The following is a 26841-nucleotide window of genomic DNA, read 5'->3' as shown; positions in this document are numbered from 1 at the left end:
GTGCCGGCGACCGTGGCCTCCGCCCAGCCCCGGCGGTCCCGCCTCTCCGCACCGCGCCGCACCAGGCCACTGAGCAGCGATCGGCCGGGAGCGTCCTCGGCCGGGCCGCCGGCCAGCGCCGCGTTCATGGCGGCGGCCCGGTGCCGTTCGCGGCTGCGCCGCCCGAGGCCGACCGAGAGCCGGACCAGCAGCGCGAGCACGACCAGCAGGACGCAGGCGAGGTAGCTCAGGCTCACCCACGCGCCGGCCGGCCGCCCGGCGTTGAGGCCGTGCAGGATGGCGAAGGGCCAGGAGAGGTACGCGGCGGAGTGCAGCGTCCGCCACAGCCACTTGGGACCGACGCCGGCGAAGCGGGCCCGGACGACGCCGGTCCAGAGGACGCTCACCATCAGCAGCGCGGCCACCGTGCCGAGCCCGACGTAGAGGCCCCGCCCGCCGACGAAGGGCACCACCGCGTCGGTGCCCGCCGCCCGGCCGGTGGCGACCTTGGTGAGCACGTGGAAGCCCAGCCCGGCCACGCCGAGGACGCCGGTGGCGCGGTGCGCGGACTGGAGCAGCACCCGGTGCCGGATCAGCAGGACCAGCCGGTCGGTGGCGAGCAGCCCCAGCATCACGGTGAGGCTCAGCGCGACCAGGGCGATCACGCCCGCGAAGAACTCGGTGAAGAAGAAGCCGTACGCGTACGCCGTGGAGCCGACGCCGGTGAGCATGGCGCCGGCCCACGCGGCGGCGAGCGCGGAGACGCCCAGCAGGGCCAGCGCGGGCCGCGAGCGGGAGCGGACCCCCCGGCTGGTGCTGGTGGTCCGGACGGTGGCCGCCTTCTGGTTCCGCTGTGCCCGGGCCATCTGCTCCTCGATCGTCTCGCGGCGGCGCACCGCCGGCCGGCCCTCGTCCCCCTCCAGTACGGACCGACGCGGCGCCCGGATCACCGTCGCGTGGAAATTGCGCCTCCCGGCGTCGAACCGCCCGGCCGCCGCGCCCGTGCACGGCGAACCCGGCCACGCGCGTGCACGACGAACCCGGCCACGCGCGCGTGCACGGCGGCCCGGCCGCCCGGCGCGGCGCCCACTGCATTGACGCATGCCCATGCATTGACAGTCGTTGCAACGCGCTTGTAACCTTTCAGAAATTTTCAGACCCGGATGCAAGACCCCGGCAACGGGCTCCCCCGGCCCCGCACCGCCACCCGTCCCCCACACCCCCGTCAGGAGTCCCCGATGCAGAGACGTCGGCGTCTGTCGGCGATCACCACCCTCGGCGTGATCGCGAGCCTGATCGTCCCCGTCACCGCGACGGCGCCCCCGGCCGCCGCGGCGCCGGCCGGCAGCAAGAAGGTCATCGCCAACCTCTTCGAGTGGAACTGGGCCTCGGTGGCGACCGAGTGCCGGACCACCCTCGGCCCGAAGGGCTACGGCTGGGTCCAGGTCTCGCCGCCCCAGGAACACGTCCGCGGCTCGCAGTGGTGGGTGGCCTACCAGCCGGTCAGCTACCGGATCGAGTCCCGCAAGGGCACCCGCGCCCAGTTCAAGTCCATGGTCGACGCCTGCCACGCCGCCGGCGTGAAGGTCGTCGTCGACGCGGTCGTCAACCACATGTCCGGGCAGGACAACGGCGGCACCGGCTGGGCCGGCTCGTCGTACGGCCACTACGACTACCCGGGCATCTATCAGACGCAGGACTTCCACCACTGCGGCCGCAACGGCGGCGACGACATCGCCAACTACAACGACCGGTGGGAGGTGCAGAACTGCGAGCTGGTCAACCTCGCCGACCTGAAGACCGAGTCGGACTACGTCCGGACGCGGATCGCCGGCTACCTCAACGACCTGCTCTCGCTCGGCGTCGACGGCTTCCGGATGGACGCCAGCAAGCACATGCCGGCCGCCGACATCGCCGCTATCAGGGGCAAGCTGTCCCGCTCGGCGTACATCGTGCAGGAGGTCATCCACGGCGCCGGCGAGCCGATCCAGCCGGGTGAGTACACCGGCAACGGCGACGTGCACGAGTTCCGCTACGGCAAGGACCTGGCCCGGGTCTTCCGCTCCGAGCGGCTCGCCTACCTGCGCAACTTCGGCGAGGGCTGGGGGCACCTGCCCAGCGGATCGGCGGCGGTGTTCGTGGACAACCACGACACCCAACGCGACGTTGGCGGCGTCCTGACCTACCGCGACCGGGGCGTCTACGCGCTGGCCAACGCGTTCATGCTCGGCTGGCCGTACGGCTCCCCGACGGTCATGTCGAGCTACACGTTCAGCCAGCGCGACCAGGGCCCGCCGCAGGACGGCTCGGGCCGGACCCTCGACGCCACCTGCTACTCCGGCTGGGAGTGCGAGCACCGCTGGCCGGTGATCGCCAACATGGTCGGCTTCCGCAACGCCACGGAGGGCGCCGGCGTCGCCAACTGGTACGACAACGGCAACAACCACATCGCCTTCAGCCGGACCGGCAGGGGCTACCTGACCGTCAACGACGAGGATCACGCGATCACCGGCCGGTCCTACTACACCGGGCTGCCGGCCGGCCGCTACTGCGACGTCATCCACGGCACCTTCGGCAACGGCCAGTGCAGCGGGCCGGTGATCACCGTGGACGGCAACGGCTGGTTCGCGGCGGACGTGCCCGCCCACGACGCGATCGCCATCCACGCCGGCGCGCGCCTGAGCTGAGCCCCGGCCCGGCACACGCGCGAGCGGAAGCCCCGGCCCGGCGCGCCTGAGCCGGAGACCCCGATCCGGCGCGTCCGGTCGACACCCACCCCCACAGGACGCCCCCGTCCCGGCCGACATTCCGGCCGGGACGGGGGCTCCACGCCTTGTCCACCCGTTACAGTTGCTTTGTGCCTTTTGACCGGATCATCGCGCGGCGGCCCGGCCGGCTGCTCGCCGTCGTCGGCGTACCCCTGCTGCTGGTGGCCGCCGGGGTCACGGGCTGGGCGCTGACCCCGGACGGCGCGCCCCCCGTGCCGCCGGTCGTGGGCCCGCCCGCGCCGACCGCCGCTAGCCCGACCGGCGCGGCCCCCACCCCGGAGCGGGTGCCCGTGGCCGCGCCCGCGCCCGACGACCTGCCCGTGGTCGACTACGACCCGGCGCCCGGGGGGTTCCCCGCCGACCCGGACGCCCTGGACACCACGCCGCTGACCGAGGGCCTGCACCCGACCCGCCGGATCGCCGCCTACACCGCTCCCGGCGGCAGGCCGCTGGCCTTCCTCGCCCCCACCATCAACGGCGTCGAGCTGACCGTGCCGATCGCCCAGCGGCGCGCCGGCTGGACGGCGGTGCTGCTCCCCTCCGCCAACCGCACCCTCGCCTGGCTGCCGCCCGGCGGCTTCACCACCGTCGCGCTGCGCGACCAGATCGTGGTCGAGCGCAAGCCGCACCGGCTGACCTGGTACCGGGCGGGCCGGGCCGTGCGCACCTGGAAGATCAGCCTCGGCCAGCGCGGCCAGGAAACCCCGCTGGGCCGGACCTTCGTCCTCGGCCGCACCCCGCCACCGGAGAGCGTGTACGGGGGCGTGGACATCTTCGCCCTCGGCTCGGTGCCCGACGACCCCGACTCGGTGCCGGCCGGCCTGCGCGGCGCGCACATCGGGATACACAGCTGGTACCACGACGGCGAGCTGGGCGAGAACACCACCAACGGCTGCATCCGGCTGACGAAGAGCGGGCAGCGGGAACTGCTGGCCGAGGTGCGCCCCGGCACCGGGGTGGTGGTGGTCGACGAGCTGCCCACCCCGCCCCCGACCGCCTGACCGGCGTCGGCGGCCCGATCGGTCGAACGGCTCGCCCGGTGAGCCGCGCCGGCATGGGCGCGAGCATCGTGGGTAGTCCGGGGACATGAGGGCGAGTTTCCGGCTCGGCCGGATCGCGGGCGTTCCGGTCGGGGTCAACTGGAGCGTCCTGGTCATCTTCGCGCTGATCGCCTGGGGGCTGTCGGTCAACCAGTTCCCCCGGGCCTACCCGGACCGGCCGGTGATCGCGTACGCCCTGGCGGGGCTGGCCGCGGCGGTGGTCTTCTTCCTCGGCCTGCTCGCCCACGAGGTCTCGCACGCGATCGTGGCCAAGCGCAACGGGCTGGAGGTCGGCGGCATCACGCTCTGGCTCTTCGGCGGGGTGGCCGAGCTGCGCGGCGAGGCGCGCGACCCGGGCGCGGAACTGCGCATCGCGGGCGTGGGGCCGCTGGTCAGCCTGCTGATCGGGCTCTTCTTCGGCGCGATCGCGGTGCTGCTCGCCCTGGCCGGGGTGGAGGGGCTGCTGCTCGGCTCGCTGGCCTGGCTGGCCGGCATCAACGTGCTGCTGGCGGTCTTCAACGCGCTGCCGGCCGCCCCGCTGGACGGCGGGCGGCTGCTGCGCGCGGCGGTCTGGAAGGCGACCGGCGACCGGACGAAGGCGTCGGTGGTGGCCGCCCGGGCCGGCTGGGTGCTCGGCGCGCTGCTGATCGGGCTGGGGCTGTGGCAGTTCCTGGCGGGCGTCGGCTTCGGCGGGCTCTGGCTGGCCCTGATCGGCTGGTTCCTGATCGGCGCCGCCGGCATGGAGGAGCGGCAGGCGCGGATGGGCAGCGCGCTGCGCGGCGTGCGGGTCGCCGACGTGATGACGCCACAGCCGCAGACCGCGTCGGGGCAGATGACGGTGGCCGACTTCGTCGACCACTACCTGTTCGCGTACCGGCACACGGCGCTGCCGCTGACCGAGGACGACCGGCCCGTCGGCCTGGTCACCCTCGACCGCGTACGCGGCATCCCGGCGGACCGCCGGGCCGCCACCACGCTGGCCGAGGTGGCGTGCCGCGCCGACGAGCTGGTGCTGGCGCGGCCGGAGGAGTCGCTGAACGACCTGCTGCCCCGGCTCAGCGAGTGCGCCGACGGGCGGGCCCTGGTGGTCGCCGACGGCCGGCTGGTCGGGATCGTCTCGCCGAGCGACATCAGCCGGGCCGTGCAGCGCGGCAGCCTGCGCGAGCAGCTCGCCGACCGGCCCGGCCGCTGACGTCACGTCGGCACCGCCCGGCCCGGCCGCCGGTCCCGGAGACCGCTCCGCCCGGCCCGTCAGCCTCGGGGGAAGTAGCGGTCCAGCAGGTCGGTGCGGAACTTCCCGGCCGGGTCGAGCCGCCGCACGAGGTCGAGGAAGTCCGCGTACCGGGGCCAGGCGGCGGCCACCGCCGCCGGGGCGAGACCGAACACCTTGCCCCAGTGCGGGCGCGGCGCGAACGGCGCGAGCCGCTCCTCCACCGCCGCCACCACCGGCAGCACCGCCGCCGCGTCGGCGACCCAGGTGAAGTGGACGGCGAGGCTGTCCCGCCCGTGGTTCGGGCTCAGCCAGAGCCCGTCCGCCGCCACCGCCCGCAGCTCGCAGACCTGGAGCACCGGCGCGATCAGGTGCGCCACCGGGTCCAGCGCGGCCAGCACGGCCGCCGCCGCGCCGCGCGGCACGTGGTACTCCGACTGGAGCTCGTCGCCGCTGCTGGGGGTGAAGCCGAGCCGGAAGTGCGGCAGCCGCTCGTGCCACGGCCCGGGCGCGCCGAGCTGCGCGGTGCAGTTCCGCGCCGACATGCCGGGCACCGGATGCCGCGGCCCGTCGGCCGCCGTCGTGCCCAGCCAGTCCGCCGGCGGCGGGGGCGCGTCCGCGCGCTGCTTGAGCCACACCTCCCGCAGCCGGCGGCCGCGGAAGTCGGTAAAGACGCTGACGCTGTACGCCGCGGCGAACGCCGCGTCCAGCGCCTCGCGGGGCAGGCCGAGGCGGACGTACTGGCGCAGGTCGTAGGCGGGCACCACGTCGAGGGTGAGCCGGGTGACCACGCCCAGCGCGCCGAGCGACACCACCATCCCGGCGAACGTGTCCCCGTCCGTGGCGCGGTCCACGGTCAGCAGGTCCCCGTCGGCGGTCACCAGTTCCAGCCCGGCGACCGCCGTGGCGAGGTTGCCGACGGTCTCGCCCGAGCCGTGGGTGCCGGTGGCGACCGCCCCGGCGACCGAGATGTGCGGCAGGGAGGCGAGGTTCGCCAGGGCGTACCCCCGCTCGTGCAGCCAGGCGGCGAGGTCCCCGTACCGCATGGCGGCCGGCACGGAGACGGCCCGCCGGTCCGGGTCGAGCGCGACGGTCGCGGGCATCCCGGCCAGCGAGACCAGGTCCCCGGCGGTGTCCCCGAGCCGGTTGAAGGAGTGCCCGGTGCCGACGGCCCGGACCCGGTCGCCGCGCGCGACCAGCCGGCGCAGCTCGTCGAGCGAGGCCGGCCGGTGCCGCCGGCGGGCGGCGTAGCGGACGTTGCCGGCCCAGTTACGGCCGGGCACCGCCCGGTCCGTCCCGTCGCCGGGCGAGTCGGCCCCGCCCGTGGGACGCGGCGGCCCGCCGTCGCCGCCCGGCGTACCCGCCTCGTGCCGGGGCTGCGGCGGGCCGTCCGCGCCCGCCGCCACAGCGCCGTCCACGTCCACGTCGATCCCCCTGTCCCCGACCGGGCCGTCGGGTGTCGGCCGCCCACGACGCCGGGCCACCCCCGCGCCGCCACCCGGCGGCGCCGGTTACACCGCCGTCGTCGGGGAACCCTACGCCGATGAGCACCTATCGCGATCCGGCCCCGCGCGGCGACCTGCACCCCTCCGAGGCGGAGATCGACCCGACCGGCACCGGGCCGGCGCCGTCGAGCGCGCCGCCGGCCGGGACGCACCCGGCGGGTACGACCCCCGGGCCGCAGCCGACGCCCGCGCCCCCGCCCGCACCGCACCCGGTGCCCCATCCCGGGCCGGCACCCCGCCCCGGCCCGGTCCCACGCCGGACGCCGGCCCACTCCTGACGCGGGGACGGTCGGTCCGCGCCTGACGCCGGACCGACCGTCACCGAGGCCGAGGTGAGCGGGCGGCGTGCACCGGGTCCACCACGCCGGACGCCGGCCCGGACGCCGCCGACCGCGCGGGCGCCCTGGGGCGGGCCGCCACCGGCTCGCGCTGACGCCACCGCCGGCCGCCGCCTCACAGCTGGGGCATCACCTCGGCCGCGACCAGCTCCAGGTGATCCAGGTCGGCCAGGTCGAGCACCTGAAGGTAGAGCCGCTCGCTGCCGATCTCCGCGTACCGGCCGATCTTGTCGACGACCTCGGCGGGGGTGCCGGCGAGGCCGTTGACGCGCAGCTCGTCCGGCTCCCGGCCGATGGCCGCCGCCCGCCGGGCCACCTCGGCGTCGTCCCGGCCGCAGCAGAGCACCAGCGCGTTGGACCAGCACAGCTCGCCCGCGTCCCGGCCGGCGTCGGCGCAGGCGGCGCGGACCCGCTCGAACTGGGCGGCCGAGTCCTCGACCGAGGCGAACGGCAGGTTGAACTCGTCGGCGTAGCGGGCGGCCAGGCGGGGCGTGCGCTTCGGGCCCATGCCGCCGAGCAGGATCGGCGGGCGCGGGTCCTGCACCGGCTTCGGCAGGGCGGGCGAGTCGCTGACCGGGTAGTACGTCCCGGCGTGGTCGAACGTCCCGCCCGGCGGCGTCGCCCAGAGCCCGGTGATGACGGCGAGCTGCTCCTCCAGCCGGTCGAAGCGCTCCCCCAGCGACGGGAAGGGGATCCCGTACGCGGTGTGCTCCTCGGCGTACCAGCCGGTGCCGATGCCCAGCTCGACCCGGCCGCCGCTCATCTGGTCGACCTGCGCCACGGTGATCGCCAGCGGGCCGGGCAGCCGGAAGGTGGCGGCGGTCATCAGCGTGCCCAGCCGGATCCGCCGGGTGTCCCGCGCCAGGCCGGCGAGGGTGGTCCAGGCGTCCGTCGGACCGGGGTCGCCGCTCACCGAGCCCATCTTCAGGTAGTGGTCGGAGCGGAAGAACGCGCCGTAGCCGGCGTCCTCCGCGCAACGGGCCACGGCGAGCAGGTCGTCGTAGGTGGCGCCCTGCTGGGGTTCGGTGAAGATCCGCAGTTCCATGCTCCCGAGCATAGGGAGCCTGCCGGGCCGGCGCGCCGGTCCGGCCCTTCCCGACCGGTGCGATCCGCCCGGACGGCGTGCGCTACCGGTGCGATCCCTCCCGGCCGGCGCGGGGCACCCTCCCTACACCCCGACGGCCGACACGGGAAGTGGCGGGCATCCGATAGCGGCGCCGCTGGCTCCCGGGCCCGCGCGGGTCCAGAGTGGAGGGCGGGCGACGAGGCGAGGAGAGCCGCATGCAGGACCAGCACCGGGACCGGCTGATCGACGCGGTCGACGCGCTGCTGCCGGAGGTGTCCCGCCGGGCCGGCGAGATCGAGGCGGCGCGGGAGCTCCCCGCCGACCTGCTCGACACGCTCCGGTCGGCCGGCTGCTTCCGGATGTTCGTCCCCCGCAGCCACGGCGGGTACGAGGCCGACCTGCGCACCGGGTTGCGGGTGCTGGAGGCGCTGGCCCGCGCGGACGGCTCGACCGGGTGGACGGTCATGATCGGCGCCGAGACGCCGCACCTGCTGGCGATGCTGCCGCGCGACCGGTTCGACAAGGTCTACGCCGACGGGCCGGACGTGGTGGTCGGCGGCGGGTTCGCCCCGCAGGGTCGGGCCGAGCAGGTCGACGGGGGCTACCGGGTCACCGGCCGCTGGGCGTTCGCGAGCGGCGCCCGGCACGCCGACTGGATCTTCGGCAACTGCGTGCTGACCGACGGCGGCACGCCGCTGAGCGGGCCGGCGGGGGCGCCGCCGCCGGTGCGCTCGATGCTCTTCCCGGCCTCCCGGGTCACCGTCCACGACACCTGGCACGTGCTGGGCCTGCGCGGCACCGGCAGCCACGACGTCGAGGTGACGGACGCGTTCTGCCCGGCGGAGGAGAGCTTCGACCTGTTCACCGGCGTGCCCTGCGTACCGGGGCCGGGCTTCGTGGCGCCGCTGGTCCACTTCGTCCTGCACCTCGGCGCGGTGGCCGTCGGCATCGCGCAGGGCGCGCTGGACGACATGGTCGCGCTCATCGAGGGCGGCCGGCAGCGGCTGTACGCCCGGCAGTCGCTCGCCGACTCCCCCGCCTTCCGCCTCCAGCTCGGCCGGGCGGACCTGGACGTACGGGCGGCCCGGGCGCTGCTTCGCGACCTGGCCGACGAGCTCTGGGCGGCCTGCGCCACCGATCCGGCGGCCATACCCGGGCTGCACCCGCGCGTCTCCGCCGCCCTGCCGTGGGTGACCGAGCGGGCCGCCGCCGCGGTCGACACCTGCTACCGGGCGGCCGGTGGCGGGGCGGCCCGGGACTCGTCGCCGTTGCAGCGGCGGTTCCGGGACATCCACACCTTCAGCCAGCACGCGGCGGCGGCCGAGGGCTGGCTCGGCAACAACGGCGCCCGGGTGCTCGGCCGGCCCGTGGAGCTGGCCTACTGACACCGGCGGCACCGTGCCGACGGCGGCCCGCTGTCGCAGGCGGCGACGGCGCGGCCCCGCACAGATCCACCCCGAGCGCAGTCCGCTGCCCGACGGAACGACCGTCGGGTAGCGGACAGGACGCCGGGCGCCTCCGCGTCGCACTGTTGTAGCAGGTGAGAGGCGTGAGGATGGCGGGCCACATCCCATTCCTCGGGCCCGGCGGGGACAGCACCGTCCCCGCCGACGCCGCCATCACCGAGCCCGGTCCCGCGACAGCCCCGGCGTGACGCGGCGCCGGACCGCGACGGTCCCGGCGTGACGCGGCGCCGGACCGCGCACCGCGGGGCCGCGCTCCGGCAGCCACCGCCCGGGCGCCCGGGCGGTGCCGCCGCACCGTCACCGACACCGACGTCACCAACTGCGGCAGCCGTCGAGCCCGCGCGCGGCGACCCCGAGACGGGCGCGGTCGACGAGTCGTACCCCCGAACCGGTCCCCGGCCGCGCCGTCGCGTGCCCGGCGGCCCGTCGTCGCCAGAACCATCCTCCCCGCCGGGCCCGGCCGTGGCCACGAGCCGGCCGGGCCGGCGACCGAGCACGAGAGGAGCCGGCCATGGCCGCTCCCACCGCGACCGCCTCCCTGAACGCCCCGACCTACTCGCCCGGCGACCAGATGACCCTGACGGTCACCTACGGCGACGCCGACACGAAGCCGGTGACCGTCACGATCGTGGTCACCGACGCCCAGGGCAACAGCAGCGCCCCCGTCAGGGTCACCGCCGTCATCGACCCGCTCACCGTCACCGTCACCGACGACTCCGGCCGCACCTGGACCAGGGCGTCGGACAACGGCTCGGTGGCCGTCTACCGGGCGGTGGCGTGATGCCCCGGGTCACCGTCACGGTCCGCGACAACGGCGGGCGCACCGCCACCGCCACCGCCGACTACACGATCGCGCCGCCCGTGCTGGGCGGCTACTACCTCTCCGGCGGCGCGGACCCGACGGCGGACATGGCCGGCGGCAACTTCCGCTCGCTGACGCAGTACCGCAGCTTCGCCGACGGCTACACGTTCCCCGGCTACCAGCGACCGTGGCTGGTCACCCTGGGCAGGGCCGGGGTGCGGATCAACATGGTGCTGGAGCTGAAGCACTACGGCGCGCCCACCGTCGGGCCGCAGACCTTCACCGTGGACGGCGTCGCCTACACCGTCCCGGCGCCCGCGATGACCATCCAGCAGCGACCGGGCACGACCTGGCCCCGGGCGTACGGCTACGGCCAGGTCCTGGCCGGGCACTGCGACGGCCTGTTCGCCCGGGCCCTGTCCCAATACCGGACCATGGGCTTCGGGGTCAACATCCAGCTCGCCTCCGAGCTGGACACCGACCACGAGTTCGGCACCACCGAGTCCGGGGTCACCTACGGCTGGGCGGACTCCGACGCCAGGGCGGTGCAGGCGATGACCTACATCGTGAACTGGTTCAGGGCCCGGCAGCTGCCCGCCGACACCACCTTCTCGGTCGGGGTGGGCGGCTTCGACCGGGCCTGCTACCAGCGCACCCACCCGGAGGCGCTGATGGCGAAACTCGACTTCCTGCAGTGGAACGTCTACGCCACCAACGCCACGCACACCGCCCCGGCCCGGTTCCGCCGGACGAAGGACTGGGCGGTGGCCGACCTCGGCCCGGTCGCGCTCTCCCGGCCGGTGATCATCGCCGAGTGGGGCGTACGGGTGGCCGAGATCCCGGACCAGGCGGCCTGGATCGCCACCGTGCCGGCGGCCATCGCCCAGCTCAACGCCGAGCGGGGCCCCCGGATCGTGCGGACGAACTACTTCAACTCCGGTTGGGGCACGCTGTCGCCGAAGTCGACGGGGCTGGCCGCGCTGCGGGCCGCGTACGCCACCCGGCCGTACGTCTGACGGGCGGCCCGGGGCGGTGAGCGACGCCCGAGCGGGGCGAAATCCGGGAGGCGCTCCCGTTCCGGGCCGATCCGGCGCAACCGGGGCAGACGGCGGGACGGCCCTTTCGGGCGACATTTACCGACGGAGCGGGAAACCGGATCCGACAAACGACCCGTCTCCGCCCACGGTCGGTTCCGCGCATTGTCGCCAAGACGATCGAATGGTTGCGCCGACGCCTTTGTTCGGGAGATGTTTTCGGCACACCACGGCGCCCTGCAAATAACCTGCGGGCCCGTGGAATCGAGGCGAGAAACAGAATGGGGGTGTACAGAAATGAAGATCAAGGTGATCAAGGTCGAGCGTATCGAGGCGACCCGTCCGCACCCGGACCCGGAGCTGGAGGGCGGCGCCTGACAGCCGCCACGTGGCCCGGTCCGCTCCGGCGGGCCGGGCCACCGCCCGCCCACCAGTCCGCCCAGAAAGGATGCCGACCGCCGTGCGCCCCAGGCTGAAGTCCCTGAACACACTCACCACCGACGGCACGGTCGTCATCTACCGGCGACCGACCGAGCGGATCCACCTCGACGACCCCGGCGGCGGCGTACGGGCGCTGGTCGAACTCCTGGCCCGGGGCACCCACGAGGAGGCCGAACTGCCGGCGGAACTCGCCCGCCTCGGCCACCCGAGCACCGCCGAGGACGTGCGCGACGCCATCGCGGCGCTCGACGACCTGCGGCTGCTGGAGGACGCCGACGCGGACCCGGACGCCGAGACGCTGCGCCGGCACGAGAGCAACCTGCGCTTCTACGACCTCTACGCCGACCTGGGCCGATCCAGTGGTGAGCTGCACCGCCGGCTCGCCGACTCGACCGTGCTCGTGATCGGCGCGGGTGGCCTCGGCGGCGGGGTGCTCCAGTCGCTGCTGGGGCTGGGCGTGGGCCGGGTACGCATCGTGGACTTCGACGCGGTCGAGCCCAAGAACCTGGCCCGCCAGTTCGTCTACGGGGCGGGCGAGGTCGGCCGGCCCAAGGTGACGGCGGCGGCGGCCTGGGCCCGGCGGTACTCGCCGCGGACCGTGGTCGAGGCCGTCGAGCGGGAGGTCACCGACGCCGCGACGATCCGCGCGCTCGGCGCCGACGTGGACCTGGTCGTGCTCGCCGCCGACCAGCCCGTCGGCATCCAGGTGATGACCAACGAGGCGTGCTTCGACCTCGGCGTCCCGTTCATCGCGGGGGGCTTCAAGCTCTCCACCCTGTTCTACTGGTCCGTCGAGCCCGGGCACACGCCCTGCCGGCTCTGCCTGGAGCTGCACCGCGACGACGACCTGCGCGGCCGGGACGAGTGGGTCCGCAGCGGGCTGCGGCTGGAGGCAGACCCGGTCAACCGCACCACCGGGCCGGTGGCGCAGCTGCTGTCCGGACTGATCGCCCTGGAGGCGCAGCGCTACCTCGCCCGGACGGAGGAGCCGGTCGCCGGCGCCACCTACCAGACCATCGAGATCGGCGACCGCATGCGCACCGACGCGACGGCCTGGGGGCGGCACCCCGACTGCGCGCTGTGCGGCAGGGCCTCGGGCGGCGACCGGTGACCGCGCCCGCCGCCGAGCGCTTCGCCGCGCTGACCGTGGTGCCCGACGGCGACGTACACATCGTCGGCAGCCTGCACTCGGCGGAATACCTGGCCGTGCCCGAGATCGGCGCGACCGTCATCCGCTGGTTGCAGGCGGGCGAGAGCATCGAGCGGTGCGCCGCCCGCGCCGAGGAGCTCGCCGGCGAGCCGGTCGACGTCGCCGACTTCGTCGCCACGCTGGTCGAGCACGGCCTGCTGCCGGCGCCCGAGACCGGCGACGGAACGGACGGGACGGACGGCACCGACGCGGCCGGGCCCGCCGGCACCGCCGGGTCGGTCGGGTCGGCCAGGTCAGCCGGGCCCGCCAGGTCATCCGGGGTCGCCGGGTCCGCCGGCGCGGCCGGGTCCGCCGGGTCCGCCAGGTCGGCCGGGTCGGCCGCGGCCGGTTGGCGGCTCGTCGGCCGGGTCCTGTTCCACCCGGTCGCGTGGGCCGCCCACGCGGCGCTGGCCGTCGCCGCCGTACTGCTGCTCGCCGCCCGGCCGGAGCTGCGACCCCACTACACCGACCTGACGCCCACCGGGTCCGCGCTGTCCAGCCTGCTGCTCGTCTCGCTCCTCACCGTGGTCTGCATCCTCGTGCACGAGGCCGGTCACGTCGCCGCCGCGGCCCGCCTCGGCCTGCGCAGCTCGCTCTCGGTCAGCCGGCGGCTCTACTTCGTGGTGTTCCAGGCCGACCTGACCCGGCTGTGGAGCGTGCCGCGCCGCCAGCGCTTCGGGCCGCTGCTGGCCGGCATGGCGCTGGACGCCGCGACCCTGGGGGCGTTCCTGATCGCGCAGGACCTCCTCGCGCCGAGGCTCGGCGCCGAGGCCGTGCAGATCCTGCGCACGCTCGTGCTCGTGCAGATCAGCGGAATCCTCATCCAGACCTGGATATTCATGCGGACCGACCTGTACGCGTTGTTCACCACCGCCACGAGCAGCCGGAACCTGTGGGTTCTGAAAGGGGCGCTGCTGCGCAGTTGGGTACGCCGGGAAACCGTCACGGACCGCGCCACCCTGGCCGACGCGACCGCGCGCGAATTGCGGTGGGCAAAGGTTTTCGTCTGCCTCTACGTGCCCGGCCTGGTCTACGCGCTCGGATATCTCGCGTATTTCGGAATTCCCGGTTCCCTGCGCATTCTTCGAATGGCCGTGGGCGCGATCGAGGATCCCGGCCTGACCACCCTGGCCGGCTGGTCCGGAGTGGCGGCGCTGGTCTTCGTCTTCCTGCCCGCCTCGCTCGCCCTCGGTGGCGCGGCCCGCAGCGGCCTGCGCCTGCTGCGGGCGGCGACGCGGCGCCGCGCCACCGCCGGTTCGGACGCCTAGGCCGACAGCGCGGCCCCGTCATCACCTCGCCGTGCGGGGCGGATGACGCACCGTGCACCGGGCGGCGAGGGGATCGGAATCGGCCGTACAGTGTGCGGACCATTCGATCGAGGAGGGTCCCGTGACCCAGCCGCCACCGGTGCCGGGATCCCCGGAACCCGCCGGCGCGCCCGCGAGCCCCGGCGGTGAGAACCCCGGTACCGCGACGCCCTACCTGCTCGTCACGCCGCCCCTGCACGGGGCGCCGCCCACCATGGCGTGGCCCGGTCCCGAGGGCGCGCCCGCCTGGGCGATCCCGGTCAGCATCCCGGCGGGCACGCGCGGCTACGCCGTGTTCATCCCGCTGGTGCCGGCGGCCGGGCCGGCACCGGACCCGGGCACCGGCCCGGTCGCCGAGGCGCCGACACCTACCGCCCCTGAGGCAACCGGGACGCCGGCACCGGCGGACCCGGGCGCCCGTCCGGCCGGGACGCCGACGAGCCCGGCCGCCCGCCCGACGGCGGTGCCGAGGCAGGGTGGCGGGGAGGCCCGCGCGACCCCCACGCCCGCCGACGCGGTGACCGGGCAGGCGTCGCGTCCCGCCGACGCGGTTACCGGGCAGGCGTCGCCGTCCGCCGCCGGGCCGTCGCCCGACGACGCCGGCTCGGCACGGCCGGCTCCGGCCGGAGCTCCGACGTCCTCCCCCACCGACGGCGCGACGTCCTCCCCCACCGGCGGCGCGCCGTCCTCGACCCCCACCGCCCCCGGCACGCCGCCACAACCGGCCGCCGCGCCGGCCGGCCCCGGCACGCCACCCCGATCGGCCGGCCCCGGTACGCCTCCGCAACCGGCCGCCGTCACCGGGTCGGCACCGGGCGCCGCGCCGGCGACCGTGGCCGCGCCGCCGGGCGCCAGGCCGTACCCGCAGCCGTACCCGGCGGGCGCGCCGGGTCACCCCCCGATGCCGTACGGCGCCTTCCAGCCGTTCCCGCCGCGACCGTCGTTCCTCGCCACCCGGTGGCCGGGCCCGACGGCGGCACGGGGCCGGTCCGCGCCGCTCGCCGTCCTCGCCGGCGCGCTGGGGCTGGCGGCCTTCGTGCCGCTGAGCCGCACCGGCATCGGCTGGTTCCTCGGCTGGCTGACCCTGACCGTCGCGGTGGTCCTCGCGGTCCGCCGGGCCGGCGCCGACCTGCCGCGCGTCGAGCGGCGGGTCCGTGCCGGCTGGGCGGTGGCCGCGTTGGCGCTGCTGGCGGTCCTGGCCTTCCGCAACGCCTGGTGGCTGGTGACGTTCTGCGTCCTCGGCGCCCTCTGTTGCGCGACCCTCGCGGTCGTGGGCGGCCGGCTCGTACGCTCGATCCTGTTCAGCCTGGTGGCGGCGCCGTTCGCGGCGCTGCGGGGGCTGCCCTGGGTGGGCGGCCACCTGCACGCCCCGGCGAATCCCGGCCTGGTCCGCCGCGTCGTCGGCTCGGCGGCGGCCACGGTGGCGGCGTTGATCGTCTTCGGCGCGCTCCTCTCCTCGGCCGACGGGGCATTCTCCGTGGTGCTCGACGGGGTCATCCCGGAGGTCAACGCCGGCACGGTGTTCCGGTGGATCTTCCTCGGCGCCGTGGGCGGGCTGAGCGCCGTCGCCGCCGTCTACACGCTGGCCGCGCCGCCCGACCTGTCGACCGTGGACCGGCCCGGCAGGCGCCGCCTCGGCCTCGTGGAGTGGGCCCCGGTCATCACCGCGTTGACGCTGCTGTTCGGCGGCTTCGTCGCGGTGCAGTTCACCGTCCTGTTCGGCGGGGAGCGGCACGTGCTGCGCACCGCCGGCCTCAGCTACGCCGAGTACGCCCGCAGCGGCTTCTGGCAGCTCGTCGTCGTCACGATGCTGACGCTGGCGGTGCTCGCCGGGGTGGCTCGCTGGGCCCGGCGCGAGCGCCCGGTCGAGCGCCACCTGCTGCGGATCCTGCTGGGCCTGCTCAGCGCGCTCAGCTTCGTCATCGTGGTGTCGGCGCTGTCGCGGATGTACACGTACCAGAAGGCATACAGCTTCACCGGGGAACGGCTCTTCGTGATGGCGTTCGAGCTGCTGCTCGGCACCGTGTTCCTGATGATCCTGGGGGCCGGGATCCGGTGGCGGGGAGCCTGGATCCCCCGGCTGACCGTGGCGCTCGCGGTGACGATGCTGCTGGGCCTCGCCGTGCTCAACCCCGAGGACTACGCGGCGCGCCGCAACATCGCCCGCTACGAGCAGACGGGGAAGATCGACGCCTGGTACCTGCGCGCGCTCTCGGCCGACGCGACGCCGGCCCTGACCGGCCTGCCCGACCCGGTGCGCCGCTGCGTGCTGAGCTGGATCGCCGACGACCTCGACGAGCCGGACCCCTGGCACGCCTGGAACCTGGGCCGGGTCCGGGCGCGCGAGGCGCTCGACCGGGCCGGTCCGGGCGCGGTCGGCGGCCGACGCGACTGCGTGGCCGCCGACCGGCTCGACCTGCCGAAGACCCCCCGGTGACGGACCCCGGCGTCCCGGCGTCCCGGCGGGCCGGGGCGTCGGGGCGTCGGGTCACCAGGGCTCGGGGATGCTGACCGCCAGGCAGCGCCGGGTGCCGGGGACCGGCTGGTAGCAGGCGGACGCCTCCAGGTTGTTCGTCAGGTCGAACCGGGAGAAGGAGGCGCTGCCGCCGTTGACGCAGGTGCCGCCGCTGGTGGTCACGCCGCCGGTGACCTTGGCCGTGGCGCAGCCGACCGTGCCGGCGGTCTTCTCCACCGTGTTCAGCGAGGAGCGCTCGTCGGTGTACTGGTGGACGCCGTAACCGACCAGCCGCACGCCGGGGCGGGTCACCGTGTACTGGAACGCCGTCGACGTGTAGTACGACCAGCTCGCGCCGGTGCCCACCGTCCGCAGCTCGGGATCGGCGGACGAGCCGGGGACGAACATCGCGAAGCCCTTGTCGTGGGTGTTCGTGTCCGGCACCGTCCGGTAGACGATCACCAGCAGTCCCTGGTCGAAGCTGCCGGTGGAGTAGGTGAGGTGGCTGCCGTTGCCGCAGGTGGTCCGGTCGGCCACGTAGCCGACGCCGGCGGCGTACAGCAGGACGCGGGCGCAGCGGCCGTCCTCGGCGGTGTCCTCGATGGTGCCGACCGTGGCGGCGGTGCCGGCGTTGTCGGTCGCGTAGCCGGTCAGCCGCACCCCGGGCAGGGTGCCGGCGTACTGGTAGGCGGTGGGATGGTAATAGCTCCACGAGGCCGACCAGCCGCTGCCGGAGGGCAGCGCGAACGCGGGCGCGGCGGGCAGCAGGGCGGCGGCCAGCGCGACGACCAGCGCCACGACCAGCCTCCCGCCGGTCGACCGCCGTCGGGGGTACGTCTTCATCGATCCTCCGATCTCCAGGACGCGCGGACACCCGGCGTCAGGGACCAGGCTGACCGAGGAGGCCGACCGCGGCGGTCGCTCGGTCCCCAAGCGGACAGGCGGATCGACGTCAGTCGTGGGTGCGGGGCGAGGCAGCGCCCGCCGACAGCCGGCCGCGACGGGGGGTGGCGCGGGACGCGTTGACTCGATAAGCCAGACTCGGCCGGAGCCCCGCACCCCCGCCCGATCCCCTCGCGGCGCAGCCCGCGCCCCCGACCAGACGGCTGGAGCACATGCCCGACACCCTCCCGATCTGGCTGGTCGGCGGCGTGCTGCTGGCGGGGGCAGGCTTCGCGACGACCCTGCTGCCCCGGCTGCGGGCCCGCGGGCAGGAGCGCTCGCTCGCCTGGTCCACCGCCCGGGCGGCGATCGACAGCGCGGCCGTCAGCCGGGACGCGGCGGCCGGCCGGGTGCCCGAGGCCGAGCAGTTGCTGGCCCGCGCCGAGTCGATCGCCGCCGACGGCGGCGGGGCGACGGCGGCCAGGGCGGCGACGGGATACGCGAGGGAGGCCGACCTGCTGTGGCGGACGCGCGGATGAGCCGCCGCCGGTACGAGCTGCTGCGCTGGGCGCTGCTCGGCGTCGCCGTGGTCGTCCTGGTGGTCTTCCTGCTCGCCCAGCGGCAGAGCGTCGACGTCAGCTACGGCCGGTCGCCGTCGTCCACCGCCACGATCGAGGAGGGGTCGGCGGGCGAGCTGAGCGGGGCGAGCGTGCCGTCGGTGGCCGAGATGACCGCGATGGTGGACGCCGACCCCGTGGTGCGGCTCCCCGGCTCGGTGGCGCGCTGGAACGAGGAGCGGGTCCGGGAGGCCGCCGGCGACCGGCCGGTGCGCATCCTGGTCGCGCCGCCCGGCCTCGACGAAGAGGAGCGCGAGCGGGTCCGGGACGTGGAGAACGCCACCATCCGGGTCATCGGCACCGAGGTCAGCGGCGGGCTCTACCGGTCCGTGGCCGACACCCTGCCGGGCTGGCGGGCCCAGTTCGCCACCGGCGACGTGACGGATCTGCTGGTGGGGCTGATCGCCGGGCTGCGGGACGCGCCCGCCCCGCCCGACCGCGACGAGCTCCGGTGGCGCGAGCCCACCGACCGGGAGCTGGCCGCCGTCGCCGCCGACCTGCGGGCGACGGGCGTGCACATCGGGCCCGGGGCCACCCTCACCGGCGTCCCCGGCGAGGCCGCGCGGAACGCCTTCCCGGACGGGGTCAAGGTGGTGGCGCTGCCCGCGCAGCCGTACGGCGAGCCGGTCCCCCGGTACGGGCCCGCGCTGACCGGGCTCATCCCGGACACGCCGATCGTGGTGATGTACGGCCTCTGGATCGAATACCACGGCCCGGCGGCGGCGGACTTCGCGGAGCTGGCCGGGGCGAGCTTCTACGGTCAGCTGGCCGCCCGGCTCAGCCGGTACGACTACCCGCAGGGCAACGTGCTGACGGTCTGGCTGAACCGGGTCACCGACCTGCGCTACGCGGGCCTGTTCGACCGTGAGCTGCCGTACCGGCCGGTCGACCCGCTGCGGGTGGCGCTGCCCGCCCTGCCGTGGATCTTCGCGGGCTGCGTGGCGGCGTTCCTGGTCCTGTCGGTCCGCTCGCTGCGCCGGACGGACGGCCCGGCCGACGTCCGGCGGGGCGGCGCGCCGGCCCGGTTGGCCGGGCTCACCGCGCTGGCCGTCGAGGTGTCCCTGCTGACCGACGCCCGCAGCAACCCGGCCCTGACCCGGGGCCTCGTCAAGCTGGGGGCCGCCCGCGCGGCGCTCGACGAGGGGCTGCCCGACCGGCACGTGCGTACGCTGCTCGCCGAGGCGGCCACCGAACTGGACGACACCGCCCGCGCACTGGGCATCCCCAGCTACCGTCCGGACCGCTACCTGCGGGGCAGGCTGTCGTGACAGCGTCCGTACGTCGACGGCTCGGCGACCTGGTCGGCACGCCCTTCGGCCTCGCGGTCCTGGCCTGCGCGGTCCTGGCGGGCTGGGCGCTGTGGACCGGCGGGGCGCTGGACGGCCCGATCGCCCGCGAGGTCCGCACCTCGTCGGTGTACGCCGCGCCCGGCGTCGACCTGGACCGGGCGGCGGCGCAGCGGGTCATCGGCAACCGTCGGCTGGTCGTGGTCCTGCTGGAGCCGGACGCCGACCTGCGGGACGCCTGCCGTGAGGTCGAGCACGCCGCCGACGGCACCCTCGTGCTGGTGATGAGCCGCGACGGCGACGAGTACGACACCTACGGCTGCGCGCTGATCCCCGACCGCGACGACGACAACTTCGGCCGGGCCATGGTCGCGGAGATGACCATCAGTCGGGGCGTCGACACCTTCGCCGACCGTCCCCTGGAGGCGCTGAAGGTCGTCACCGTCAACTACGACCTGCTGGTGAAGGCCGGCACGGTGCCCGACGGGGCCCGTACGATCAGCCCGTCGCTGCCCCGCTTCGTGCTCGCGGCCGCGGCCGTCCTGGCCGTCGTCGCCGGCGCGGCCACGCTCTGGGTCGGCGGGCGCCGCGCCGGCCGCCTCGCCGCCGCCCGGCGCCACCGGCGCGACGAGAGCGCGGACGCCCGCAGCGCGCTGGGCGCCGCCGCCGCCGTCCTGGCCCAGCAGATCATCGACCTGGACCAGCGGTACGCCCGCGCGGTCCGCCGGGCCGGCGACGACCCGGAGTTCGCCCGGAAGTACCTCAAGCTGACCACCGACTACGCCGCGCTGCTCGACCGCCTCGCCGCCGTCGACGGGACCGACGAGGCCGGGGTACGCGAGCTGACCGGGCGCGTCGAGTCGCTGAACCGGAGCGCGCTGGCGCTCGCCGCGAGCCGCCCGCGTGCCCGGTCCGGCCGGGGCGGAGCGCCCCGGGCCTCCGCCGACGACGGTTCATGAGGACGGCGCCGCATCCACGGGGATGCGGCGCCGTCTTCCTGCGGCCGGCTAGCTGATCTTCCTGCGGTAGATCGCCGTCGCTGCGGCGTAGGCGGCCACGAGCATGCCGGCGCACCAGGCGAGGGCGGTCCAGATGTCGTCGCCGACCGGTTGCTGCGCGAACAGGGCGCGGAGAGTGTTCACGATGGACGTTACCGGCTGGTTGTCGGCGAACCGCGCCACCGGGCCGGGCATCGAGTCGGTGGGGACGAACGCCGAGCTGATGAAGGGCAGGAAGATCAGTGGGTAGCTGAAGGCGCTCGCGCCGTCGACCGTCTTGGCGGACAGGCCCGCAATCACGGCGATCCAGGTGAGGGCGAGGGTGAACAGGGTCAGGATGCCGGTGACGGCGAGCCAGTCGACCACGGATGCGCCGGTACGGAACCCCATGATCAGCGCGACGCCGGTGACGATCACGAGCGACGCCAGATTGGCGACGAGTGAGGTCAGGACGTGCGCCCAGAGCACGGAGGGCCGTGGGATCGGCATCGACTGGAAGCGCTCGAAGATGCCGCCCTGCATATCGAGGAACAGGCGGTACGCCGTGTAGGCGATGCCGGAGGCGATCGTGATGAGCAGGATGCCCGGGAGCATGTAGTTGATGTACGACTCGTCGGAACCGGTGTCGATGGCTCCTCCCAGCACGTACACGAAGAGGAGCATCAGCGCTACCGGGGTGACCGCCGTGGTGATGATGGTGTCCGGGCTGCGCAGGATGTGACGCAGGGAGCGGCCGGTGAGGGTTCTGGTGTCGCTGAGGACGTGGGTGGTCATCGGGATTCCTCTCCTGCCGACACGGCTTCCGTGCCGGGGTGGCCGACGAGGGCGAGGAAGACCTCCTCGAGGGTGGGCTGCTTCTCGACGTACTCGACCTTGGCGTTCGGGATGAGCTGCTTCAGCTCGGCGAGGGTGCCGTTCTGGATGATCGTGCCCTGGTGCAGGATCGCGATCCGGTCGGCGAGTTGCTCGGCCTCGTCGAGGTACTGGGTGGTCAGCAGGATGGTCGTGCCGTCCTTGGCGAGCTGCTTCACCGTCTGCCAGACCTCGATGCGGGCCTGCGGGTCGAGGCCGGTGGTCGGCTCGTCGAGGAACACGACCGGCGGGTTGCCGACCAGGCTCATCGCGATGTCCAGTCGCCGGCGCATGCCGCCCGAGTACGTCGCCGCCCGGCGGTTCCCGGCGTCGGTGAGCGAGAAACGGGCGAGCATGTCGTCGGCGACCGCACCGGGGTTCTTCAGGTGGCGGAGCTTCGCGACCAGGACCAGGTTCTCCCGGCCGGTGAGCACTCCGTCGACGGCGGCGAACTGGCCCGTCAGACTGATCGACCTGCGTACCTCGCCCGGAGCCGAGGAGACGTCGAAGCCATGGACGGTCGCGGTGCCGGTGTCCGCCTTCAGCAGCGTCGACAGGATGCGCACAAGCGTGGTCTTTCCGGCGCCGTTCGAGCCGAGCAGTGCGAAGATGCTCCCCGCCGTCACCTCGAAGTCGACGCCCCGCAGCACGTGCAGGTCCTGATAAGACTTGGTGATGCCCCGCACGCTGATCGCGGGTTCGCGCGTCCTGGTGGTCATGGCCTCTTCTCTCCCCTGGTGTCGCCGGTGGCGGCGTCGATCGCCGTTCGGAGGCGCTCGCGTTCCTTGTCGATCCACTGCCTGCCGGAGTACGCCTGCACGAACGTCTCGGCGAACTCGACCGGGTCGTCACCGACGATGGCGCGGACGGGCGTGTTGTCGGCGGCCGCACGCTCCCAGAGGTCGACGAAGTCGCCGAGCATCGTGACGAGGGTGTTCCCGTCGACGATCCCGCCCTGGTACATGAAGTACCGCTGGAGGGCCTTGGCCGCGCTGCGGTGCGGCTCCGGCAGGGCCTCCATGCGGGCCATGTGCTGCCTGTACTGCTTCTTCTGGTCGAGCGACCCGATGAGCGTCTCGATCCACTTCGCGGCCATGGTCATGCTCCTTCGTCCTGTGGGTTGTCGTTGTCGCGAAGTTGCTCGATGCGCTCCGTGAGGACGTGCCACGTCCCCCAGAACTCGGCGAGCTGTTCCCGCCCCTTCGCGTTGAGCGAGTAGACCTTCCGCGGGGGCCCCTTCTCGGAGGGAACCCTCTCCACGTCGACGAACCCGCGTTGCTCGACGCGGACGAGCAGCGCGTAGATGGTGCCTTCCGCGATGTCCGTGAATCCGCGGTCGCGCAGCCACGCGGTGATCTCGTAGCCGTACGCGGACCTGCGGGCCAGGATCGCCAGGACGATGCCTTCGAGAGTGCCCTTCAGCATCTCTGTCATCTGGTTGCCCACGCCTTCATCTCCTCGCTACCAAGCGACGCTTACTACCGGTAGAAAGTAGCACTAGGTACCGGTAGATAGCAACGCTGAATACCGAGCGCTTTCAGGACGCGTCCTCGGCGCCGGAGTTCACCGCGCGCCGAGTCGTTCGCGCCAAGACGGCGGGGTGAGCGAGCCGATCAACAAGGCCGGGACGACCGCAGGCGGTAGGACACGGGGACCCTCATCGCCACGAGCTGTTCCTCGTACGCGGCTCTTCGAGGACGACCCGGACCAGGTGGCGGACCGCCTCGACCGGGCGGCGGGTCGTGCTGCTGCGGACTCAGTGCGGACCGAGGGCAGTGGGTCCGAACCTCACTGCGGTGCGTCCGGGTCGCCAACAGCATGGCTGACCTGGGAAAACGGCTGGTGGGGCGGACGGGACTCGAACCCGTGACCGATCGATTATGAGTCGACTGCTCTAACCGGCTGAGCTACCGCCCCGGCACCGCGCCGGATCTTATCCCGCCCGGTGGACCACCGGCCAGCACGAACCGGCGCCGTCGCTCATCGGCGTCGCCGGCGCGGCAGCACGATGGGCTACGCGAGGATAACAGCGAGCAGCCGGCCGACGTCGGCCCGCACCCGTCCGGCCCGCCGCCGTCAGGAGCCCGTACGCAGCGCCGACAGGACGGCCCCGGCGGCGCGCCAGCCGCTGGCCAGCGCGCCCTGGATGGAGGGGCTGTCGCGGTGGTCGCCGGCCACGAAGAGGCCCTCCCCCAGCGCCACCGGCTTGCGCAGCCGCCCCTGCGGCGGCGGCGCGGCGGGCAGCGCGTCGGGGATCGACACCGTGGTCAGGTGGGTCCAGTCCGCCGTGGACCGCCCGTAGAGCCGGGTCAGCTCCGCCCGCACCGTGGGCTCGGGCGGGGCCGACGGGCCGACGACGGAGGTGGCGACCAGGTGCCGCCCGGCCGGCGCGTACGTGGGCGCGGCCCGGCTGACGACCACCGTGTTGGCGAGGATCTCCCGCCGGTCGCCGTCGACCAGCAGGATCGGCTCGTCGAGCGGCGCCTCCGGCGCGCTGTGGTAGTACGTCGTGTAGCTGTGGGTGCGTACCGTCGGCAGAGCTGGCAGCAGCGTGGTCGCCGTCGGCGGGTCGACGGCGACCACGACGGCGCGGCAGCGGATGTCGCCGGCCTGGGTGCGGACCCGGCCGGGCGACACCGCCGAGACCGGGGTGTCCAGGTCGATCAGCTCGGCCGGCAGCGGGTCGGCCACGGCGTGGGGCAGCGCGGCCATCCCCTCGGCGGGCAGGCCGATCCGGCCCCGGACGAACGACCGCAGCACCATCGCCAGCACGTGGCTGGAGGTCGCCAGCTCCCGTTCGACGAAGACGCCGGAGAGGAACGGCCGCAGCAGCTCCTCGATGATCGCGTCGGAGAGGCCGGCGCGACGCAGCGCGGTCTCGGTGGTGGTCTCCGGCGCGGCGAGCAGCCGTCCCTTCGGCAGGGTGGCGCAGCCGGTGGCGAGGGCGGCGAAGCGCAGCCGGTCGAGCAGCGAACCGACGCCGGCCAGCGCGGTGCCGGGCGCGGCGGTGGGCTCGCGCAGCGGGTTGACCAGGCGGTCGAGCCGGTCGCCCCTGCGCACCAGCACGCCGGCGGTGAAGTGGCCCAGCCGCAGCCGGTCGACGTCGAGCAAGGTGCCGAGCCGGGGGTAGGCGGTGTTGAGCACCTGGAAGCCGCGGTCCAGCAGGTAGCCGTCGACCGCGTCGGTGGCGACCCGGCCGCCGAGCCGGCCGCCGGCTTCCAGCAGCCGCCACGGCACGCCGGCGCGGTGCAGCCGCCGGGCCGCCGCCAGGCCGGCCAGGCCGCCGCCGACGACGACCACGTCGGTCTCAGCGAGCATGCCGCGCCTCCCGCTCACCGTTCGTCCGGGACAGTCGGCCCGGCCACCAGATCTTGGGGCCGATGTCGTACGACAGCGCGGGCACCAGCAGCGAGCGGACGACGACGGTGTCGAGCAGCACCCCGACCGCGACCGCGACGCCCAGCTCGACGAGCACCACCAGCGGCAGTACGGCGAGCGCGGAGAAGGTCGCGGCGAGCACGATGCCGGCGGAGGTGATCACGCCGCCGGTGACGGCGAGCCCGGTCAGCACGCCGGCCCGGGTGCCCCGCCTGGCGGACTCCTCGCGGACCCGGCTCATCAGGAAGATGTTGTAGTCGATGCCGAGGGCGACCAGGAAGACGAAGGCGAAGAGCGGGAACGAGGCGTCCACGCCGGGGAAGTCGAAGACGTACCGGAAGACCAGCGCGCAGAGGCCGAGGGTGGCGGCGAAGCTCAGCAGCACCGTCGCGATCAGCAGGAGCGGCGCCAGCAGCGCCCGCAGCAGCAGGGCCAGGATGATCGCGATCACCACCAGCACGACCGGGATGATCACGTTCCGGTCCCGCGTCGAGGCGTCGGACGTGTCCACGTTGATCGCCGTGAAGCCGCCGACCACGGCGTCGGAGCCGGGTACGCCGTGCACCGCCACCCGCAGGTCGCGGATCGTGCGCTCGGCGCCGTCGGAGTCCGGCGGGTCGGCGAGCGTGGCCTCCAGCTGCACCGTGCCGTCGACGACCTTCGGTGGGGCGTTCGGGTCGGGCGGGCCGCTTCGCTCGCCGGCGACCGGCCGCACGGCGGCCACCCCCGGCACGCCCTGGGCGACCTCGGCGACCCGCCGCGCGGTCTCCTGGTTGGTGAAGATGGTGGCGGGGCTGCCGGTGCCGGCCGGGTAGTGCCGGGCGATGACCTCCTGGCCGGCGACGGAGTCGGTGCGCTCGGTGAACAGGTCGGTCTGGCCGAGCGTGGTCGCGCCGAGCTGCGTGACGCCCAGCGCGAGCGCGGCCAGCGCGAGGGTGGTGAGCACCCAGACGGGCCGGGCCCGCCGGGCGACGAAGCCGGCGATCCGGCTCCAGATGCCGTGCTCGGCGCGCGGGTCGGCCTGGTCGGCCGCAGGCCGGCGCGGCCAGAACGCCCACCGCCCGCCCAGCACCAGCAGGGCGGGCAGGAAGGTCAGCATCACCAGCAGGGTGGCGCCGATGCCGATGGCGGCGACGGGGCCGAGCGCGCGGTTGGAGTTCAGGCTGGACAGCAGCAGGCAGAGCAGGCTGACGATGACGGTGCCGCCGGAGGCGACGATCGCCGGCGCGGCGCCCTTCCAGGCGGTGCGCATCGCGTCCCAGGGGCGCTCGTGCCGGTGCAGTTCCTCGCGGTAGCGCGCGACCAGCAGCAGCGCGTAGTCGGTGCCCGCGCCGAAGACGAGCACGGTGAGGATGCCCTGGGCCTGCCCGTTGAGCTTGATCACGTCGGCGTCGGCGAGCAGGTAGACGAAGACGGCGGCGAGCGCGAAGGACATCCCGGCGGCGAGCAGCGGGAACAGCCACAGGACCGGGCTGCGGTAGACGACGAGCAGGATGACCAGCACCACGCAGAGCGTGACGACCAGCAGGGCGCCGTCGATGGCGGAGAAGACCTCGATCAGGTCGGCGAGCAGGCCGGCGGGGCCGGCCACGTCCACGGTGAGCCCGTCGCGGTCGCCACCGGCGATGTCGCGCAGTTCCTCGACGATCTCACCGATGCGTTCGCCGCCGGCGTCGTCGTCGATCGGCACCACCACCTGGAGGGCCTGTCGGTCCTCGCTGGGGATCGGCGGTGGCAGCGGGCCGACGACGCCGGGCACCTCGGCGAACCGGGCGGCGTCGGCGGCGGCCCGTCGGGTGTCGGCCTCGGTGATGCCGGTGGGCCGTTCGTAGACCACCAGGGCGGGGGTGGTCTCCCGCTCGACGAAGCGCCCGGCCAGCTCCTGCGCCCGGGTCGCCTCGGCGTCGGCGGGCAGGAACGAGGCGTTGTCGTTCGTCGCGACCTCGCCGAGCCTGCCCGAGAACGGCCCGGCGACCGCCCCGACGACCAGCCACGCGAGCACGACCGCCACGGCGGCGAGCGTGATCCTGCCGTGGCCACCTCTTCCGGGCATCCGCACCCACTCCAAGAATCGACGCACCGATCGACGCAGATGGAGCCTAAGTCGACACCGCCCATCCTGCCGGGCAAGAGCGCCCGGGGTGGCCGAAACCCGGCCCCTCCGACGGCCGGCACCTCGACGGGCGCGGCTACGACAAACGCCCGCCGGCGGGGCCGACGGGCGTCAG

21 protein-coding genes, 1 tRNA gene and 1 pseudogene are annotated in these 26841 nt (G+C 74.7%); 12 read left to right on the top strand and 11 right to left on the bottom strand.

Annotated features, from left to right (window positions below; all coding sequences use genetic code 11):
* Positions 1-929 (bottom strand): annotated as a pseudogene (locus tag ACWENR_RS05710) (hypothetical protein); the annotation flags it as partial.
* Positions 930-1217: 288 nt separating this feature from the next.
* On the opposite strand from ACWENR_RS05710, the gene ACWENR_RS05705 reads away from it, so the two are divergent.
* From ACWENR_RS05705 to ACWENR_RS05695, 3 genes are all read left to right on the top strand, one after another.
* The gene (locus tag ACWENR_RS05705; protein WP_452275883.1) at positions 1218-2666 is read left to right on the top strand and encodes an alpha-amylase; all 1449 of its coding nucleotides are present in this window, start codon (positions 1218-1220) and stop codon (positions 2664-2666) included.
* A gap of 170 nt (positions 2667-2836) precedes the next feature.
* Entirely contained in the window at positions 2837-3748 is a 912-nt protein-coding gene (locus ACWENR_RS05700; RefSeq protein WP_452275882.1) for a L,D-transpeptidase, read from the top strand.
* An 85-nt stretch (positions 3749-3833) separates the two neighbouring features.
* Complete coding sequence (locus ACWENR_RS05695; RefSeq protein ID WP_452275881.1) at positions 3834-4979, top strand: site-2 protease family protein; 1146 nt, start codon at positions 3834-3836, stop codon at positions 4977-4979.
* A gap of 59 nt (positions 4980-5038) precedes the next feature.
* Here ACWENR_RS05695 and ACWENR_RS05690 read toward each other — a convergent pair whose 3' ends face one another.
* Positions 5039-6280, bottom strand: coding sequence for an FAD-binding protein (locus tag ACWENR_RS05690; RefSeq protein WP_452275887.1), 1242 nt, complete (start codon positions 6278-6280; stop codon positions 5039-5041).
* Between the two features lie 675 nt (positions 6281-6955).
* Entirely contained in the window at positions 6956-7885 is a 930-nt protein-coding gene (locus ACWENR_RS05685) for an LLM class F420-dependent oxidoreductase (RefSeq protein ID WP_452275880.1), read from the bottom strand.
* A 236-nt stretch (positions 7886-8121) separates the two neighbouring features.
* On the opposite strand from ACWENR_RS05685, the gene ACWENR_RS05680 reads away from it, so the two are divergent.
* The 6 genes from ACWENR_RS05680 to ACWENR_RS05655 all read left to right on the top strand — a co-directional run bounded on the left by ACWENR_RS05680 (position 8122) and on the right by ACWENR_RS05655 (position 16582).
* Positions 8122-9291, top strand: a complete 1170-nt coding sequence (locus ACWENR_RS05680) for an acyl-CoA dehydrogenase family protein (RefSeq protein WP_452275879.1) — start codon at positions 8122-8124, stop codon at positions 9289-9291.
* A 592-nt stretch (positions 9292-9883) separates the two neighbouring features.
* A complete protein-coding gene (locus ACWENR_RS05675; RefSeq protein ID WP_452275878.1) occupies positions 9884-10153 on the top strand; it encodes a hypothetical protein in 270 nt (89 codons plus the stop codon).
* The gene (locus ACWENR_RS05670) at positions 10153-11190 is read left to right on the top strand and encodes a hypothetical protein (RefSeq protein ID WP_452275877.1); all 1038 of its coding nucleotides are present in this window, start codon (positions 10153-10155) and stop codon (positions 11188-11190) included. Before ACWENR_RS05675 ends, ACWENR_RS05670 begins: the two co-directional genes overlap by 1 nt.
* A 478-nt stretch (positions 11191-11668) precedes the next feature.
* Complete coding sequence (locus tag ACWENR_RS05665; protein ID WP_452275876.1) at positions 11669-12760, top strand: HesA/MoeB/ThiF family protein; 1092 nt, start codon at positions 11669-11671, stop codon at positions 12758-12760.
* Positions 12757-14106 carry a hypothetical protein gene (locus tag ACWENR_RS05660; protein ID WP_452275875.1) on the top strand — a complete coding sequence of 450 codons (1350 nt, stop codon included), beginning with the start codon at positions 12757-12759 and terminating at the stop codon, positions 14104-14106. The genes ACWENR_RS05665 and ACWENR_RS05660 overlap by 4 nt, the downstream gene beginning before the upstream one ends.
* A gap of 121 nt (positions 14107-14227) precedes the next feature.
* The gene (locus ACWENR_RS05655) at positions 14228-16582 is read left to right on the top strand and encodes a DUF4153 domain-containing protein (RefSeq protein WP_452275874.1); all 2355 of its coding nucleotides are present in this window, start codon (positions 14228-14230) and stop codon (positions 16580-16582) included.
* A 51-nt stretch (positions 16583-16633) separates the two neighbouring features.
* On the opposite strand, the gene ACWENR_RS05650 is transcribed toward ACWENR_RS05655, so the two are convergent.
* A complete protein-coding gene (locus ACWENR_RS05650; protein ID WP_452275873.1) occupies positions 16634-17443 on the bottom strand; it encodes a hypothetical protein in 810 nt (269 codons plus the stop codon).
* 272 nt (positions 17444-17715) lie between these two features.
* Here ACWENR_RS05650 and ACWENR_RS05645 point away from each other — a divergent pair, with 272 nt between their 5' ends.
* From ACWENR_RS05645 to ACWENR_RS05635, 3 genes are read left to right on the top strand one after another with little or no spacing between them, the layout of a single operon-like run.
* Complete coding sequence (locus tag ACWENR_RS05645; protein WP_452275872.1) at positions 17716-18021, top strand: DUF6403 family protein; 306 nt, start codon at positions 17716-17718, stop codon at positions 18019-18021.
* Positions 18003-19367: a hypothetical protein gene (locus tag ACWENR_RS05640; RefSeq protein WP_452275871.1), complete on the top strand. Its 1365-nt coding sequence runs from the start codon at positions 18003-18005 to the stop codon at positions 19365-19367. Before ACWENR_RS05645 ends, ACWENR_RS05640 begins: the two co-directional genes overlap by 19 nt.
* Positions 19364-20344, top strand: coding sequence for a hypothetical protein (locus ACWENR_RS05635; RefSeq protein ID WP_452275870.1), 981 nt, complete (start codon positions 19364-19366; stop codon positions 20342-20344). Before ACWENR_RS05640 ends, ACWENR_RS05635 begins: the two co-directional genes overlap by 4 nt.
* Positions 20345-20392: 48 nt before the next feature.
* On the opposite strand, the gene ACWENR_RS05630 is transcribed toward ACWENR_RS05635, so the two are convergent.
* The 7 genes from ACWENR_RS05630 to ACWENR_RS05600 all read right to left on the bottom strand — a co-directional run bounded on the left by ACWENR_RS05630 (position 20393) and on the right by ACWENR_RS05600 (position 26666).
* Complete coding sequence (locus tag ACWENR_RS05630; protein ID WP_452275869.1) at positions 20393-21157, bottom strand: ABC transporter permease; 765 nt, start codon at positions 21155-21157, stop codon at positions 20393-20395.
* Positions 21154-21954: an ABC transporter ATP-binding protein gene (locus tag ACWENR_RS05625; protein WP_452275868.1), complete on the bottom strand. Its 801-nt coding sequence runs from the start codon at positions 21952-21954 to the stop codon at positions 21154-21156. Before ACWENR_RS05625 ends, ACWENR_RS05630 begins: the two co-directional genes overlap by 4 nt.
* Positions 21951-22331 carry a DUF1048 domain-containing protein gene (locus ACWENR_RS05620; RefSeq protein WP_452275867.1) on the bottom strand — a complete coding sequence of 127 codons (381 nt, stop codon included), beginning with the start codon at positions 22329-22331 and terminating at the stop codon, positions 21951-21953. Before ACWENR_RS05620 ends, ACWENR_RS05625 begins: the two co-directional genes overlap by 4 nt.
* 2 nt (positions 22332-22333) lie before the next feature.
* Positions 22334-22660 carry a PadR family transcriptional regulator gene (locus ACWENR_RS05615; protein ID WP_452275866.1) on the bottom strand — a complete coding sequence of 109 codons (327 nt, stop codon included), beginning with the start codon at positions 22658-22660 and terminating at the stop codon, positions 22334-22336.
* Between the two features lie 415 nt (positions 22661-23075).
* A tRNA-Ile gene (locus ACWENR_RS05610) sits at positions 23076-23152 on the bottom strand.
* 159 nt (positions 23153-23311) lie between these two features.
* Positions 23312-24553, bottom strand: a complete 1242-nt coding sequence (locus ACWENR_RS05605) for an NAD(P)/FAD-dependent oxidoreductase (protein WP_452275865.1) — start codon at positions 24551-24553, stop codon at positions 23312-23314.
* Entirely contained in the window at positions 24543-26666 is a 2124-nt protein-coding gene (locus ACWENR_RS05600; RefSeq protein ID WP_452275864.1) for an MMPL family transporter, read from the bottom strand. The genes ACWENR_RS05605 and ACWENR_RS05600 overlap by 11 nt, the downstream gene beginning before the upstream one ends.
* Positions 26667-26841 lie beyond the last annotated feature (175 nt).

It is taken from the genome of Micromonospora sp. NPDC004336, from assembly GCF_053602615.1.
Note: the sequence above shows the minus strand (reverse complement) of the source record. Positions and strands in the feature narration are given on the sequence as shown.